Origin of the sequence: Mixta gaviniae, assembly GCF_002953195.1 — a bacterium.
Lineage (GTDB): Bacteria > Pseudomonadota > Gammaproteobacteria > Enterobacterales > Enterobacteriaceae > Mixta > Mixta gaviniae.
Genome location: NZ_CP026377.1, coordinates 4,482,468 through 4,497,684, shown reverse-complemented (window position 1 = coordinate 4,497,684; position 15,217 = coordinate 4,482,468). Strand labels below are relative to the sequence as shown.

13 protein-coding genes are annotated in these 15,217 nt (G+C 56.9%); 8 read left to right on the top strand and 5 right to left on the bottom strand.

Going from position 1 to position 15,217, the window contains the following annotated elements:
- Nucleotides 1–47 precede the first annotated feature (47 nt).
- Together polA and spfP are read left to right on the top strand one after the other, a co-directional pair.
- The gene (gene polA, locus C2E15_RS21045; RefSeq protein ID WP_104959004.1) at nt 48–2,837 is read left to right on the top strand and encodes a DNA polymerase I; all 2,790 of its coding nucleotides are present in this window, start codon (nt 48–50) and stop codon (nt 2,835–2,837) included.
- A 251-nt stretch (nt 2,838–3,088) separates the two neighbouring features.
- On the top strand, nt 3,089–3,136 hold the full coding sequence (spfP, locus tag C2E15_RS22415) for a small protein SpfP (protein ID WP_071892919.1): 48 nt from the start codon (nt 3,089–3,091) through the stop codon (nt 3,134–3,136).
- A gap of 84 nt (nt 3,137–3,220) precedes the next feature.
- Here spfP and yihA read toward each other — a convergent pair whose 3' ends face one another.
- Nucleotides 3,221–3,841: a ribosome biogenesis GTP-binding protein YihA/YsxC gene (yihA, locus tag C2E15_RS21040; protein ID WP_104959003.1), complete on the bottom strand. Its 621-nt coding sequence runs from the start codon at nt 3,839–3,841 to the stop codon at nt 3,221–3,223.
- 555 nt (nt 3,842–4,396) lie between these two features.
- On the opposite strand from yihA, the gene yihI reads away from it, so the two are divergent.
- Both yihI and hemN read left to right on the top strand, forming a co-directional pair.
- Nucleotides 4,397–4,912, top strand: a complete 516-nt coding sequence (yihI, locus tag C2E15_RS21035) for a Der GTPase-activating protein YihI (protein ID WP_425438046.1) — start codon at nt 4,397–4,399, stop codon at nt 4,910–4,912.
- Between the two features lie 245 nt (nt 4,913–5,157).
- On the top strand, nt 5,158–6,531 hold the full coding sequence (hemN, locus tag C2E15_RS21025) for an oxygen-independent coproporphyrinogen III oxidase (RefSeq protein ID WP_104959001.1): 1,374 nt from the start codon (nt 5,158–5,160) through the stop codon (nt 6,529–6,531).
- Between the two features lie 39 nt (nt 6,532–6,570).
- On the opposite strand, the gene C2E15_RS21540 is transcribed toward hemN, so the two are convergent.
- From C2E15_RS21540 to glnA, 4 genes are all read right to left on the bottom strand, one after another.
- Complete coding sequence (locus tag C2E15_RS21540; protein WP_146108571.1) at nt 6,571–6,693, bottom strand: YshB family small membrane protein; 123 nt, start codon at nt 6,691–6,693, stop codon at nt 6,571–6,573.
- A gap of 107 nt (nt 6,694–6,800) precedes the next feature.
- Complete coding sequence (gene glnG, locus C2E15_RS21020) at nt 6,801–8,210, bottom strand: nitrogen regulation protein NR(I) (RefSeq protein WP_104959000.1); 1,410 nt, start codon at nt 8,208–8,210, stop codon at nt 6,801–6,803.
- 7 nt (nt 8,211–8,217) lie between these two features.
- Nucleotides 8,218–9,267, bottom strand: a complete 1,050-nt coding sequence (glnL, locus tag C2E15_RS21015) for a nitrogen regulation protein NR(II) (protein ID WP_104958999.1) — start codon at nt 9,265–9,267, stop codon at nt 8,218–8,220.
- A 139-nt stretch (nt 9,268–9,406) separates the two neighbouring features.
- Entirely contained in the window at nt 9,407–10,816 is a 1,410-nt protein-coding gene (gene glnA / locus C2E15_RS21010; protein WP_104958998.1) for a glutamate--ammonia ligase, read from the bottom strand.
- A gap of 436 nt (nt 10,817–11,252) precedes the next feature.
- Between glnA and typA the strand changes: the two genes are divergently transcribed.
- From typA to dtd, 4 genes are all read left to right on the top strand, one after another.
- Nucleotides 11,253–13,076 (top strand): ribosome-dependent GTPase TypA, encoded by a 1,824-nt coding sequence (typA, locus tag C2E15_RS21005; RefSeq protein WP_104958997.1) that lies wholly within the window; start codon nt 11,253–11,255, stop codon nt 13,074–13,076.
- 192 nt (nt 13,077–13,268) lie between these two features.
- A complete protein-coding gene (yihX, locus tag C2E15_RS21000) occupies nt 13,269–13,865 on the top strand; it encodes a glucose-1-phosphatase (RefSeq protein ID WP_104958996.1) in 597 nt (198 codons plus the stop codon).
- Nucleotides 13,866–13,868: 3 nt separating this feature from the next.
- Entirely contained in the window at nt 13,869–14,729 is an 861-nt protein-coding gene (locus tag C2E15_RS20995) for a virulence factor BrkB family protein (RefSeq protein WP_104959253.1), read from the top strand.
- Nucleotides 14,726–15,163: a D-aminoacyl-tRNA deacylase gene (gene dtd / locus C2E15_RS20990; protein ID WP_104958995.1), complete on the top strand. Its 438-nt coding sequence runs from the start codon at nt 14,726–14,728 to the stop codon at nt 15,161–15,163. Before C2E15_RS20995 ends, dtd begins: the two co-directional genes overlap by 4 nt.
- Nucleotides 15,164–15,217: the final 54 nt, after the last annotated feature.

The window sequence follows — 15,217 nt, the reverse complement described above, 5'->3', positions numbered from 1 at the left end:
TGGCATCCTTATGCCCATACCAACGATCATCCTGGAACGTGAAAACTATGGCCCAAATCGCAGAGAACCCTTTGATTCTGGTAGATGGATCTTCCTACCTGTATCGCGCCTATCACGCTTTTCCGCCGCTGACCAACAGCGTCGGCGAGCCGACCGGCGCGATGTACGGCGTCCTTAATATGCTGCGCAGCCTGCTGCTGCAGTACAAGCCCAGCCATGTCGCCGTAGTGTTTGATGCAAAGGGCAAAACGTTCCGTGACGAACTGTTTGAGCATTACAAATCGCACCGTCCGCCGATGCCGGATGACCTGCGGGCGCAGATTGAGCCGTTGCACAATATGGTGCGCGCCATGGGTCTGCCATTGCTGGCGGTCTCCGGCGTTGAAGCGGACGACGTCATCGGCACGCTGGCGCTGCAGGCGGAACAACAGGGGCGTTCAGTGCTGATCAGCACCGGCGACAAAGATATGGCCCAGCTGGTCACGCCCAATATCACGCTGATCAACACCATGAACAACGCCATCCTTGGCCCGGATGAGGTGAAGGAAAAATATGGCATCCCGCCTGAGCTGATTATCGATTTCCTCGCGTTGATGGGCGACGCCTCCGATAACATCCCCGGCGTGCCGGGTGTGGGCGAGAAAACCGCGCAGGCGCTGCTGCAGGGGCTGGGCGGCATCACCACCCTCTACGACAATCTGGATAAGATCGCCGATCTCAGCTTCCGCGGCGCAAAAACCATGGCGGCGAAGCTGGAGCAGAATAAAGAGGTGGCGCTGCTCTCTTATCAGTTGGCCACGATCAAAACCGATGTAGAGCTGGAAGTGGGCTGCGAGCAGCTGACGGTCAACGAGCCGGATGTTGAGACGCTGCTCGGCCTGTTCCGTCATTATGAGTTCCGTCGCTGGCTGACCGATCTAGAAGAGGGTAAATGGCTGCAGGGGCGCAAGAATAACGCCGGTGCGCAGAAAAAGCTGGCGGAAGAAGAGCCTGCGCCGCAGCCGGAAAGCGTCAGCGTCCTCTCTTCCGACGGCTACGTCACCATCCTTGATGAAGAGACCTTCGACAGCTGGCTGACAAAACTGCAACAGAGCGCGCTGTTCGCTTTCGATCTGGAAACCGATTCGCTGGATACCCTTACCGCAAACATTATCGGCCTGTCATTTGCCATCGCGCCTGGCGAGGCGGCCTATTTGCCGGTCGCGCATGACTATCTGGATGCCCCGGATCAGCTGGATCGCAACACGGTGCTGGCGCGGCTCAAGCCGCTGCTGGAGGATGAACAGCGGCTGAAGGTGGGGCAGAACCTTAAGTTCGACCGCAGCGTACTGAAAAATTACGATATCGAGCTGGGCGGCATCAAGTTCGACACCATGCTGGAGTCCTATATGCTGAACAGCGTGGTGGGCAAGCATGATATGGACAGCCTGGCGTCGCGTTGGCTGAACCATAAAACGGTGACCTTCACCGAGATCGCCGGCAAAGGCAAAAACCAGCTGACCTTTAACCAGATCGCGCTGGAGCAGGCGGCGCACTATGCCGCGGAAGATGCCGATGTCACTCTGCAGCTGCATCTGAAAATGTGGCCGGAGCTGGAGAAAGAGGCCGGGCCGAAAACGGTGTTTGAAGAGATTGAAATGCCGTTGCTGACGGTGATTTCACGTATCGAGCGCAACGGCGTGTTGATCGATCAGAATATCCTGGCGAAACATTCTCAGGAGCTGACTATTCGCCTGAAAGAGCTGGAAGAGAAGGCGCACGAGCTGGCCGGCGAGCCGTTTAACCTCTCCTCAACGAAACAGCTGCAAACCATTCTGTTTGAGAAACAGGGGATCAAGCCCACGAAAAAAACGCCGGGCGGCGCGCCCTCCACCAGTGAAGAGGTGCTGGCCGAGCTGGCGCTCGACTATCCGCTGCCAAAGGTGATTCTGGAGCATCGTGGCTTATCGAAGCTGAAATCGACCTACACCGATAAGCTGCCACAGATGATCAATCCGCGTACTGGCCGGGTGCATACCTCTTATCAGCAGGCAGTCACCGCCACCGGGCGCCTCTCGTCGACCGATCCTAACCTACAGAACATCCCGGTGCGTAACGAGGAAGGTCGCCGTATTCGTCAGGCGTTTATCGCGCCGCAGGGCTGCCGCATCGTCGCGGCGGACTACTCGCAGATTGAGCTGCGTATTATGGCGCACCTGTCACAGGATAAAGGCTTGCTGGCTGCCTTTGCCGAAGGGCAGGATATCCACCGCGCCACGGCGGCGGAGGTATTCGGCGTCAGCGTGGATAAGGTCACCAGCGAGCAGCGCCGCAGCGCGAAAGCGATCAACTTCGGTCTGATTTACGGTATGAGCGCGTTTGGCCTGTCGCGTCAGCTGAACATTAACGCAGGTGAAGCGAAACTCTATATGGATCGCTATTTCGAACGTTATCCGGGCGTCTTGACCTATATGGAAACCACGCGCCAGAAAGCGTCTGAACAGGGTTACGTCTCTACGCTGGACGGACGTCGCCTGTGGCTGCCGGATATCAAATCCGCCAACGCCATTCGCCGTAAGGCGGCGGAGCGCGCGGCCATCAATGCGCCGATGCAGGGCACCGCGGCGGATATTATCAAGCGGGCAATGATCGACGTTGACGCCTGGCTGCGTCAGCCGGACGCGCCGCAGGTCACTATGATCATGCAGGTTCACGATGAACTGGTGTTTGAGGTGCGCGAAGAGGAGATTGAATCTGCCAGCGCTAAAATCCGTCAGCTGATGGAAAATAGCGTGAAGCTGGATGTGCCGCTGCGGGTGGATGTTGGCGTTGGCGACAACTGGGATCAGGCGCACTGATACTACAACGGTGAACCCGACTACGGAGCGTTTCGGTGTCTGCGGTCGGGAACCTCTGATTTTTCTGACGAAACAGGCGCGCGCTGAGGTGTAACGCTTAAACATTTTTTTGGTAATTAAGCTACAGCCATGCGCTGTTTATGTGACGGCTGTTAAGAAAAAACAGCGGTTTTATGAAAATTAACTACAAAAAATTCTTTGTCGGTCAGAAAAAATCAGGTAAAGTTTACGGCGTAGGGTACAGAGGTAAGATGTTCTATCTTTCAGACCTTTTACTTCACGTAATCGGATTTGGCTGAATATTAGCCGCCCCAGTCATTCTGTGACTGGGGCGTTTTTTATTGGGCGACATTCAGAAAGGGATGCGCCGCACCCCCGTTTCTTTATTCCGCCGGTTCCTCTTTCAGCGGGCTAAACCAGCTGTCCAGCTTATCGCGCAGCTTATCGACGCCCATCTTCTTCAGCGAAGAGAAGAGTTCGACCTGCACGTCGCCCATAAACGCCATCGACGCTTCGCGCACCAGATTAAGCTGGCTTTTACGCGCGCCGGAAGCGAGCTTATCCGCCTTGGTCAGCAGCACCAGCACCGGGATTTTGCTCTGCACCGCCCATTCAATCATCTGCTGATCGAGATCTTTCATCGGATGACGTACGTCCATCAGGACAACCAGCCCTTTCAGGCATTCCCGCTTCTGCAGATATTCGCCCAATGCCCGCTGCCATTTGCGTTTCATCTCTTCAGGCACTTCAGCGTAACCATAACCTGGCAGGTCGACCAGACGCGCGCCTTCCGCCACCTGGAACAGGTTGATCAGCTGGGTGCGGCCGGGCGTCTTACTGGTACGGGCCAGGCTTTTCTGATTGGTCAGCGTGTTAAGCGCGCTGGATTTACCCGCATTGGAACGGCCTGCAAATGCCACTTCGATACCTTCATCAGCCGGAAGGTGACGAATATCGGGTGCGCTGGTAACGAAGTGTGTGACGTGATAATTCCAGCCAGACAAAATAGAGACTCCTGGAGAGTTCGGTGTGTTGAATGGCGTGATTATACCCTTAAAGCAGGCAAAGCGCTGCCTGACCGGCTTTATGAAAAAATTTGTAAGATATTAGCCATAGTTATTGCCAGTTATTGACGTTTGTTAGAAAAGGATTTTTATAAATTCCTTTTATTTTCAATCAATTAATTTTTCAAGCGCCAAATATTAAAGAATAAATGTCTTACCTGCCTTGCCACTTTGTCTGATTCGTCTAAAGTAATTCACAGAGTTTGGATGGCTCACTTCAGGATGAAGCGCTCAGGGACGCGGGGAACGCAGAGAGCAGGGAAACGGAAAGGGCGCTAAGGAACGTGCCGTCAGGGAAAGGGAAACGCTCAGGATGAGAGCGACCAGCAAAGGGAAAAACCGGGACGTTGGCTGCAAAACGGATTTAAAGGACGATTATCCTTCTCTGGAAGGTACGAAAAAAGGCGACAGGGTGACCTGCCGCCTTTTTTCTTTGTGCGCTTTCTGCTAGATTCCGCCGCAATTCTATACTAAAGAAAACCCCCCGGATAAAAGATCATGAAACCTGCACGTAAGCCACAAACCAGCGCGGCGCCAAAAGCAAAACGTCAATCGCGCGAAGACCAAAATCAGGATGCGCGCGATCGCAAACGCGACAAAAAGCGTCGTGGACATGCGGCCGGCAGCCGCGCAAACCCGCTCGCCCAGCAAAACGGCAAAAACAGTGGCGCGAAGGAAAAAGATCCGCGCATCGGCAGTAAAAAGCCGGTGCCGCTGGTAAAAGAGGGCGTCACGGTGGCTAAGCCGGTTAAAAAAGCCCCCGTTGAGCAGAAGCCGCTGATGAGCCCGGAAGACGAGCTGGCGATGCTGGAAAACGATGAGCGTCTCGATGCATTGCTGGACCGTCTGGAAAATGGCGAAGTCCTGTCAGCGGAAGAGCAGGCCTGGCTGGACCAAACCCTCGACCGTATCGATGTACTGATGGAGCAGCTGGGCATTGGCATGGATGACGATGATGCCGATGAAGAAGCGGATGAAGATATGTACCGTCTGCTGAAAGGCGAGCGCTAAGCTGGCCGCATAATTTGACGGGCGCGGGCAAACGCCCCCGCCCTGTCATTCAGGTATCGCATCATGTTTTGGCCTGGATCAATTATCGCCTTGCTGTTGGCGTGTTATCTGTTTTGGCTGTTTGTTAAACTACGCCGCCTGACGCAGCTGAAATCGCGGCTGCGCCGTGCTACCGCTAACCGGCAGCGCCAGGCCTCCCTGCCATTGACGCGGCCCGTAAGGCGTCGTAAATGGAAGGAGTGAACATGTCAAAGCCGTTAACCGAGTGGGATCAGGCCCTGATCGAAAAGTATAACTATGCCGGGCCGCGCTATACCTCCTATCCCACCGCGCTGGAGTTTACCGAAGGCTGGAGCGAGGCCGCTTTTCAGCAGGCCGCTCAACGCTATCCCGAGAGGCCACTTTCTCTCTACATCCATATTCCCTTCTGCCATCGTCTTTGCTACTTCTGCGGCTGCAACAAACAGGTCACGCGCCAGATGCATAAAGGCGATCGCTATCTGGACGTGCTGGAGCAGGAGATCCGTCAGCGGGCGGCACTGTTTCGTGGGCGCTGCGTCACGCAAATGCACTGGGGTGGCGGTACGCCGACCTGGCTCAGCAAGGCGCAGATCAGCCGTTTAATGACGGTGCTGCGGGAGTGCTTCGCTTTCAGCGATGCCGCCGAAATCTCCATTGAAGTCGATCCGCGCGAAATCGAGCTGGATATTCTCGATCACCTGCGCGCGCTGGGCTTTACCCGCCTCAGCATGGGCGTGCAGGATTTTAATAAGGTGGTGCAGGAGCGGGTCAACCGCGTGCAGGATGAAGCCTTTATTTTCGCGCTGATCGCGCGGGCGCGCGAGCTGGGCTTTACCTCCAGCAATATCGACCTGATCTACGGCCTGCCGATGCAAACGCCGGAAAGCTTCGATTATACGCTGCAAAAAGTGGCCGCTCTGCGGCCCGACCGCTTAAGCGTCTTCAATTATGCGCATCTGCCAAGCCTGTTCGCTGCGCAGCGTAAAATCAAAGACGACGAACTGCCGGGCCCGGCGCAGAAGCTGGTGATCCTGCAGCAAACTATCGCTACGCTGACCGCGCAGGGCTATCACTATATCGGCATGGATCATTTCGCCCGCCCGGATGACGAACTGGCCGTGGCGCAGCGCGCCGGCAAGCTGCATCGCAACTTTCAGGGCTACACCACCCACGGCGATACCGATCTGTTGGGCATGGGCGTATCGGCCATCAGTATGCTGGGTGACTGCTACGCGCAGAACCAGAAAGAGCTGAAGGCCTACTACGCCAGCGTGGAACAGCAGGGCAACGCCCTGTGGCGCGGTTTAACGCTGAGCGCCGACGACTGCCTGCGGCGTGATGTGATTAAGGCGCTGATCTGCAACTTCGCGCTCTCCTACGCCGGGATTGAGGCGCAAAGCGGGATCGCATTTACCGACTACTTCGCCGAGGATCTGGCTTTGCTGGCGCCACTGGCGGCGGATGGGCTGGTGGAGGTTTCTGCGCAGGGCCTAACGGTGACGCCAAAAGGCCGGCTGCTGATCCGCAACATCTGTATGTGCTTTGACGTCTATATGCGACAAAAGGCGCGCCAGCAGCAGTTCTCGCGCGTCATCTAGCCTGTGAAAACAAAAAGGCCGGTTATCCCGGCCTTGTGGCTAATTAAACAGATTGATCATCACAGCGCACAGTACAGCCGCCAGCGCGGTCTGTGGCGAATGGCCGATAGCCGCGCCGGTTTCAGCGCTCTGCGAGACCCAATGCATCAGTGATTCGAACATGATAAACCTCCCGGCAACCGCTCAAAATGATACTGAACGGCACCGGCGTGTAAAGAGCGTGCCTGCGAAAAATTGTGCAATAAATAACCTTTTTTACACTTTTTTCTCTACTCCATGCCCAGCTCTTTAAGCTTGCGCGTCAGCGTATTGCGTCCCCAGCCCAGCAGCCGCGCCGCTTCCTGTTTATGGCCCTGCGTATGGCGCAGCGCGGTGGTTAACAGGGTGCGTTCCATCTCCGGCTGCGCTTCCGACAGCAGGTTTTGATGACCGGATCGCAGCGCCCGATCGGCCCACTGCGCCAGCAGCGTGGCCCAGCTGTCGGGCAGCGACTGCACGGCAGGATCGCTGCTGCTGCTTTCAAACAGTTCCGGCGGCAGATCCTGGATCAGCACTTCCTGCCCGGCGGCCATTACCGTCAGCCAGCGGCAGGTGTTTTCCAGCTGGCGCACGTTGCCCGACCAGTGCAGCCGCGTTAGCGCCGCTTCGGTCTCAGGGTGCAGGATTTTCGCCTCGACGCCCAGCTCGCGCGCGGCGACCTGCAAGAAGTAGCGCGCCAGACGCGGAATATCCTCCCGGCGCTCGCGCAGCGGTGGCAGATGCACACGGATCACGTTCAGGCGATGAAACAGATCTTCCCTGAACTTGCCCTCCTGCACGCGCAGCTCAAGGTTCTGGTGGGTTGCCGCGATAATTCGCACGTCCACCTTAACCGGCGCATAGCCGCCGACGCGGTAGAATTGGCCATCGGCCAGCACGCGTAGCAGGCGTGTCTGCACGTCCAGCGGCATATCACCAATTTCATCAAGGAACAGCGTGCCGCCGTCCGCCTGCTCAAAACGGCCCTGACGAATTTGATTGGCGCCGGTAAACGCGCCTTTCTCATGGCCGAACAGCTCCGACTCAATCAGGTCTTTCGGGATCGCCGCCATATTCAGCGCGATAAAGGGCGCCTTGGCGCGCGGGCTGTGGCGATGCAGCGCATGCGCCACCAGCTCTTTGCCGGTGCCCGATTCGCCGTTAATCAGCACGCTAATCGAAGAGCGCGACAGACGACCAATAATGCGGAACACATCCTGCATCGCCGGCGCTTCGCCGATGATATCGGTGGTCGGCCCGCTTACCGGCCTGTCGCGCGGCTGCTGCTGTTCCTGATAATGACTGATCGCGCGTTCCACCAGCGCGACGGCCTCGTCGATATCAAACGGCTTGGGCAGGTAATCAAACGCGCCCTGTTGATAGGCGCTGACCGCCGCATCCAGATCGGAGTGCGCCGTCATGATAATCACCGGCAGCATCGGATGACGCTGCTTAATCTGTTTCAGTAACGCCAGGCCATCCATTCCGGGCATACGAATATCTGACAGTAAAACGTCTGGGGTTTTGCTGGCGAGCGCATCCAGCACCTCGCTGCCACTTTCGAACGTGGCGCAGCTTAAACCGGCTCCGGTCAGTGCGCGTTCAAGCACCCAGCGGATGGAGCTATCGTCATCGACGATCCAAACTATCCCTCGTTGCATAGAAACCTCACTGGCGAATAGGCAGGTAAATCGAAAATTCGGTATGGCCAGGCCAACTGCTAAAATCTATTTTCCCGGAATGCTGATCGATCAGGCTGCGGGCGATGGAGAGGCCCAGCCCGGTTCCGCCCTCCCGGCCGCTGACCATCGGGTAAAACAGCGTATCCTGCAGCTGCGTCGGAATGCCCGGGCCGTCATCCTCTACATCGATGCGCGCCACCAGTCGGTAACGCGCGCCGTGCAGCGTCAGCTGAAACGCGGTGCGGGTACGCAGCGTGATGGTGCCGCCCGCGTCGCCCAGCGCCTGCAGCGCATTGCGCACGACGTTGAGCAGCACCTGTTCTATCTGGTCGGGATCGTGCGGCAGCTCCGGCAGGCTGGGATCATAATCGCGCACCAGCGTGACGTTCTCCGGCAGCTCCATCTTGACCAGGTTCACCACGCGCTCCGCCACCTGATGGATGCTTTGCGTCACGTGCATGCCCGGCTGCTGCGGCCCTAACAGCCTGTCGACCAGATTCCGCAGGCGATCGGCCTGCTCAATAATCACTTTGGTGTATTCCGTCAGCGACGGATCGGGCAGCGCCTTGGCCAGCAGCTGCGCCGCGCCGCGCAGGCCGCCGAGCGGGTTTTTAATCTCATGCGCCAGTCCGCGTACCAGATCGCGCGCCGCCACCTGCTGCGCATGCTGAATCTGCTCCTGGCTGAGGCGGCGTTGGTTATCCATCGGCGCCATTTCCAACAGGATCAGGCCGTCAGGCAGGCGCTGCGCCGTCAGCGACATGATATGGGCGCGGCCATCCACCACCAGCGTCACTTCACTGTCGGTAAACCCCTGGCCCGCGGCCAGGCTTTCCTGCATCACGGCGATATTCAGAGAGAAATAGCCCATCAGCTCCGGCAGCGGGGTGCCGAACAGCTTACGGGAGCTTTGCGCTAACAGCTGCTGAGCAGCGGGATTGGCGTAATGGATCACCAGCTCGTTATCAACCAGCAGAATACTGTTAATCAGGGAGTTGAGAATCTGCCCAGCATCGGGCAAGGGGCCAGTTGCCATACAGCGTTCTCCTGCACTGTTTCAGTGCATTATAGGTTCAGGTTTGATAACGCGATATTCCGGCCGTTGGAGACGCGGAGAAAAAAGCCCATCCGAAGATGGGCTGAAAGTTTCCACGGCAACAAAAAACTCAAACCAATTAAACGCTGTAGTAAAGCTCGAACTCAACCGGGTGCGGCGTCATGCGCACGCGATCCATTTCAGCTTTACGCAGGTCGATGTAGGCTTCGATAGCGTCGTCGGTGAAGACGCCGCCACGGGTCAGGAACTCGCGGTCTTCGTTCAGCGCGTTCAGCGCCTCTTCCAGCGAGCCTGCCACTTTTGGGATCTCAGCTTCTTCTTCCGGCGGCAGGTCATACAGGTTCTTGTCCATCGCATCGCCAGGGTGGATCTTGTTGATGATGCCGTCCAGACCCGCCATCAGCAGCGCAGCGAAAGCCAGGTATGGGTTAGCGGCCGGATCCGGGAAACGCGCTTCGATACGACGCGCTTTCGGGCTGGCAACCACCGGGATACGGATAGAGGCAGAACGGTTACGCGCGGAGTAGGCCAGCATTACCGGCGCTTCGTAGCCCGGCACCAGACGTTTGTAGGAGTTCGTGGTCGGGTTCGCCAGGGCGTTGATCGCTTTCGCATGTTTGATCACGCCGCCGATGTAGAACAGCGCCATTTCAGACAGGCCGCCGTATTTGTCGCCGGCGAACAGGTTGGTGCCGCCTTTCGACAGGGACATATGGCAGTGCATGCCGGAGCCGTTATCGCCGAACATCGGTTTCGGCATAAAGGTCGCGGTTTTGCCGTAGGCGTGCGCAACGTTATGCACCACATATTTGTAGATCTGAATTTCGTCCGCTTTCTTCACCATGGTGTTGAAACGGGTCGCCACTTCGTTCTGACCAGCGGTGGCCACTTCGTGGTGATGCGCTTCAACCACCAGGCCCATCTGCTCCATGGTCAGACACATGGCGGAGCGGATATCCTGAGAGGAGTCGACCGGCGGCACCGGGAAGTAGCCGCCTTTCAGGCCCGGACGGTGGCCTTTGTTGCCGCCTTCGTAGGCTTTGCCGGTGTTCCACGCCGCTTCGATATCGTCGATAGCCACGTGTGAACCGGAGGTGCTGCTGCCGAAACGAATGTCGTCAAACAGGAAGAATTCCGGCTCAGGCCCGAACAGCACGGTGTCGGCGATGCCCGATGAACGCAGGAAGTCTTCAGCGCGTTTGGCGATAGAGCGCGGGTCGCGGTCGTAGCCCTGCATGGTGCCCGGCTCAAGGATGTCACAACGGATGATCAGGGTGGAATCTTCAAAGAACGGATCCAGCACGGCGGTAGTCGCGTCCGGCATCAGCACCATGTCAGATTCGTTAATGCCTTTCCAGCCGCCGATAGAGGAGCCGTCAAACATTTTGCCTTCTTCGAAGAAGTCCGCGTTGACCTGATGTGCAGGGATGGTCACGTGCTGCTCTTTGCCTTTGGTATCGGTAAAGCGCAGGTCAACAAACTTAACTTCGTGTTCATTCATCATAGAAAGAACGTGTTCAGCGGACATACTCAACTCTCCTGGTAATTTTCATTGTCGTCGAGGTAAGAGAACTTCATCTTGCCAGGCGCGTAAAGTCGGGCGTACAGCCGGCAACAAAGTACTCGGACAAGCTATCAACCGTTGTGGAAACTGTCGTTTTGGCTTGAATAAAATAAAGCGAATTCTGTGCCAACTTTTTTATTCTGGCCAAAAAGCGCTATTATGCGCGCTCTCGACAAACGAGGGATGCACCATGATGGATATCGCGCACCATTATAGTGCATTTGAGTTAATTTTGGGCACCAATATGGTGCAGCTGGTCAATCAGGTGCATTTTTTGCACTGAAAGTGGTGTTATAAGGCAAGCCCTACAGCATTCTTTCTTTGATATTTGTGATCCTGTTCAGTCCTTCGATTAATCCGTGTACAATAGCGCGCTATTTCTAATGCCTGAGGCAAAGCTGTGATCGAAAATTTGCGTAACATCGCCATTATTGCGCACGTTGACCATGGGAAAACCACCCTGGTCGACAAACTGCTGCAACAGTCCGGTACTTTTGACGCCCGTACTGAAGCAACTGAGCGTGTAATGGACTCCAACGATTTGGAGAAAGAGCGTGGGATTACCATCCTCGCGAAAAATACCGCCATCAAATGGAACGACTATCGTATCAACATCGTTGATACCCCGGGACACGCCGACTTCGGTGGTGAAGTTGAGCGCGTTATGTCCATGGTTGATTCAGTGCTGCTGGTTGTCGACGCGATGGACGGCCCAATGCCGCAGACGCGTTTCGTGACCAAAAAAGCATTTGCCCACGGCCTGAAGCCGATCGTGGTCATCAACAAAATCGACCGTCCGGGCGCCCGTCCTGACTGGGTTGTCGACCAGGTGTTCGACCTGTTCGTTAACCTTGACGCGACTGACGAGCAGCTCGACTTCCCGATTATTTACGCCTCTGCGCTGCAGGGCATCGCCGGTGCCGATCATACCGATATGGCTGAGGACATGACCCCGCTGTACCAGGCGATCGTCGACCACGTGCCGGCGCCGAACGTTGACCTGGACGGTCCGCTGCAGATGCAGATCTCCCAGCTGGACTACAACAACTACCTGGGCGTGATCGGCATCGGCCGCATCAAGCGCGGTAAAGTTAAGCCGAACCAGCAGGTAACGGTTGTTGACAGCGAAGGCAAAACCCGCAATGCGAAAGTGGGCAAAGTGCTGGGCCACCTGGGTCTGGAGCGTATCGATACCGACCTGGCGGAAGCGGGCGATATCATCGCTATCACCGGTCTGGGCGAGCTGAACATCTCCGACACCATCTGCGATCCGCAGAATGTGGAAGCGCTGCCTGCGCTGAGCGTAGATGAGCCGACTGTTACCATGTTCTTTAACGTCAACACCTCGCCGTTCTGCGGTAAAGAGGGCAAGTACGTAACTTCACGTCAGATCCTTGATCGTCTGAAGAAAGAGCTGGTGCATAACGTAGCGCTGCGCGTAGAAGAAACCGAAGATGCGGATGCTTTCCGTGTATCCGGTCGTGGCGAACTGCACCTCTCCGTGCTGATCGAAAACATGCGTCGTGAAGGTTTCGAACTGGCGGTATCCCGTCCGAAAGTTATCTTCCGCGAAGTCGACGGCCGTAAGCAAGAGCCGTTCGAAAACGTGACGCTGGATATCGAAGAGCAGCACCAGGGCGCGGTCATGCAGGCGATGGGCGAGCGTAAAGGCGACATGAAAAACATGGATCCGGATGGCAAAGGCCGCGTGCGTCTCGACTACGTGATTCCGAGCCGTGGTCTGATCGGCTTCCGTAACGAATTCATGACCATGACTTCCGGTACCGGTCTGCTTTACTCCACCTTCAGCCACTACGACGACGTACGTCCGGGCGAAGTGGGCCAGCGTCAGAACGGCGTGCTGATCTCTAACGGTCAGGGCAAGGCGGTCGCCTTTGCTCTGTTCGGTCTGCAGGATCGCGGCAAGCTGTTCCTGGGCCACGGCGCGGAAGTTTACGAAGGCCAGATCATCGGTATTCACAGCCGTTCCAACGACCTGACCGTAAACTGCCTGACCGGTAAGAAACTGACCAACATGCGCGCATCAGGTACTGATGAAGCGACGACCCTGGTTCCGCCGATCAAGATGACCCTTGAGCAGGCGATCGAGTTTATCGATGATGACGAACTGGTTGAAGTTACGCCGACTTCCGTACGTATTCGTAAACGTCACCTGACGGAAAACGATCGTAAGCGTGCTTCACGCGGCAGCAAAGAAGCATAACTTCCTGCTGTAGCGTGAGTTGACGCTGTTAAAGGGCCCCGTAAGGGGCCTTTTTTTTCGCCTCGCCTTTCTGGCCCCGCCCGCCTGGAAAAACGCCGGGCCGCGATTTGCGGCAACCTTTGCGTCGCGCCCTGTTCAGCGTGCGGTTTTATCGCTAGAGTGAATAGCTCGACGGGACAACAGGAGATGGCCATGCTGTATATCTTTGATTTAGGTAATGTCATTGTTGATATCGATTTCAGCCGGGTGTTGGGCGTCTGGAGCGATCTTGGCCGTGTCCCGTTGGCGCTGCTGAAAAGCCGCTTCCAGATGGGCGAAAACTTCGAGCGCCACGAACGCGGGGAAATCAGCGATGAGCAGTTCGCCGCTCAACTCTGCGCCGAACTCGATATCGCGCTGAGCTATGAGCAGTTTGCCGCCGGCTGGCAGGCGGTGTTCGTCGGCGTCAGGCCTGAGGTGATCGCACTGATGCAGCAGCTGCGCGGCCGCGGCGAGCGGGTGGTTATCCTGTCCAACACCAACCGGCTGCACTGCGACCACTGGCCGTCGCAATATCCTGAAGTGCAGCAGGCAGCGGATAAGCTCTATCTTTCCCAGGAGATGGGGATGCGCAAGCCGGAGGCGCGTATCTATCAGCGCGTGCTGACAGAAGAGGGCTTCAGCGCCGATCAGGCCATCTTCTTCGACGATAATCTGGATAATATTGAAGCGGCCCGTCAGCTCGGCATTACCGCCGTGCATGTCACGGACGCGCAGACGGTGCCTGACTGGTTCGCCAGCCGTGGTTAAGTGATGAAGCAGCTTTCGTTACGCCCGCGCGCGCGCGCAACAGGCGCCTGGCTAAAGCTGCTGTGGCAGCGTATCAACCATGATGGCATGACCACCGAGGCGGGCAATCTCGCCTTTGTATCACTGCTGGCGCTGGTGCCGCTGGTGGCGGTGGTCTTTTCGCTGTTCGCCGCGTTCCCGGTGTTCGCCGATATCAGCGTGCAGCTTAAACATTTTATTTTTAATAATTTTGTCCCGGCGGCGGGTAACGTAGTGCAGGACTATCTCGATCAGTTCGTCGCTAACGTCAATAAGATGACCGTGGTCGGCGCCGTCGGGCTGATCGTCACGGCGCTGCTGTTGATGCACTCCATCGACAGCGCGCTCAACGCTATCTGGCGCAGCCAGAAAAAGCGTCCGCTGGTGTTCTCCTTTGCCGTCTACTGGATGATCCTGACGCTGGGGCCGCTGCTGGCCGGCGCCAGCCTGGCAATCAGCACCTGGCTACTGTCGCTGAAATGGGTGACCGTCAGCGGCGTAACCGGGCTTATCGATCAGACACTGCGTATTTTTCCGCTGCTGTTTTCGTGGCTCGCATTCTGGCTGCTGTACAGCCTGGTGCCGACAACGCGGGTGCCGCAGCGTGATGCCCTGATCGGCGCGCTGGTGGCGGGGCTGCTATTCGAGCTGGGCAAAAAAGCGTTCGCGCTCTATATCACCACGTTCCCTTCGTATCAGCTTATTTACGGCGTGCTGGCCGTGATCCCTATCCTGTTTCTGTGGGTTTACTGGACATGGTGTATCGTTCTGTTAGGCGCGGAAATCACCGTCACGCTGGGGGAGTTCCGTCAGCAACAACAAAAGCAAGGTAATGAGGAAGCATGATTGCATTAATTCAGCGCGTCCGGCGCGCCAGCGTCACGGTGGCGGATGAAACGGTCGGTGAAATCGGTGCCGGTCTGCTGGTACTGCTGGGCGTGGAAAGAGATGACGATGAACAAAAAGCGCAGCGCCTGTGCGAGCGGGTGCTGGGCTACCGCATTTTCAGCGATGAAAACGGCAAAATGAATCTGAACGTGCAGCAGGCCGGCGGTAGCCTGCTGGTGGTATCGCAGTTTACGCTGGCGGCCGACACGCAAAAGGGAATGCGCCCCAGCTTTTCACGCGGTGCCGCGCCGCAGGAGGCGGAGCGCCTGTACCACGATTTTAGCGACCGCTGTCGCCAGCAAGGCATCACCGTCGAAAACGGGCGCTTTGCCGCAGATATGCAGGTCGCATTGGTCAATGATGGTCCGGTCACCTTTTGGCTGCAGGTGTAACGTCAGTCGCCGCAGAACGCCAGAACCGCCGCCCTTAAGCTGAACGAGAGAATC

Excerpts from the sequence above, each read along its gene's own strand:
- polA (WP_104959004.1), top strand. The coding sequence starts at position 48 with ATGGCCCAAATCGCAGAGAACCCTTTGATTCTGGTAGATGGATCTTCC.
- hemN (WP_104959001.1), top strand. The coding sequence starts at position 5,158 with ATGTCAAAGCCGTTAACCGAGTGGGATCAGGCCCTGATCGAAAAGTAT.
- C2E15_RS21540 (WP_146108571.1), bottom strand. The coding sequence starts at position 6,693 with ATGTTCGAATCACTGATGCATTGGGTCTCGCAGAGCGCTGAAACCGGC.
- glnG (WP_104959000.1), bottom strand. The coding sequence starts at position 8,210 with ATGCAACGAGGGATAGTTTGGATCGTCGATGACGATAGCTCCATCCGC.
- glnL (WP_104958999.1), bottom strand. The coding sequence starts at position 9,267 with ATGGCAACTGGCCCCTTGCCCGATGCTGGGCAGATTCTCAACTCCCTG.
- glnA (WP_104958998.1), bottom strand. The coding sequence starts at position 10,816 with ATGTCCGCTGAACACGTTCTTTCTATGATGAATGAACACGAAGTTAAG.
- yihX (WP_104958996.1), top strand. The coding sequence starts at position 13,269 with ATGCTGTATATCTTTGATTTAGGTAATGTCATTGTTGATATCGATTTC.
- C2E15_RS20995 (WP_104959253.1), top strand. The coding sequence starts at position 13,869 with ATGAAGCAGCTTTCGTTACGCCCGCGCGCGCGCGCAACAGGCGCCTGG.
- dtd (WP_104958995.1), top strand. The coding sequence starts at position 14,726 with ATGATTGCATTAATTCAGCGCGTCCGGCGCGCCAGCGTCACGGTGGCG.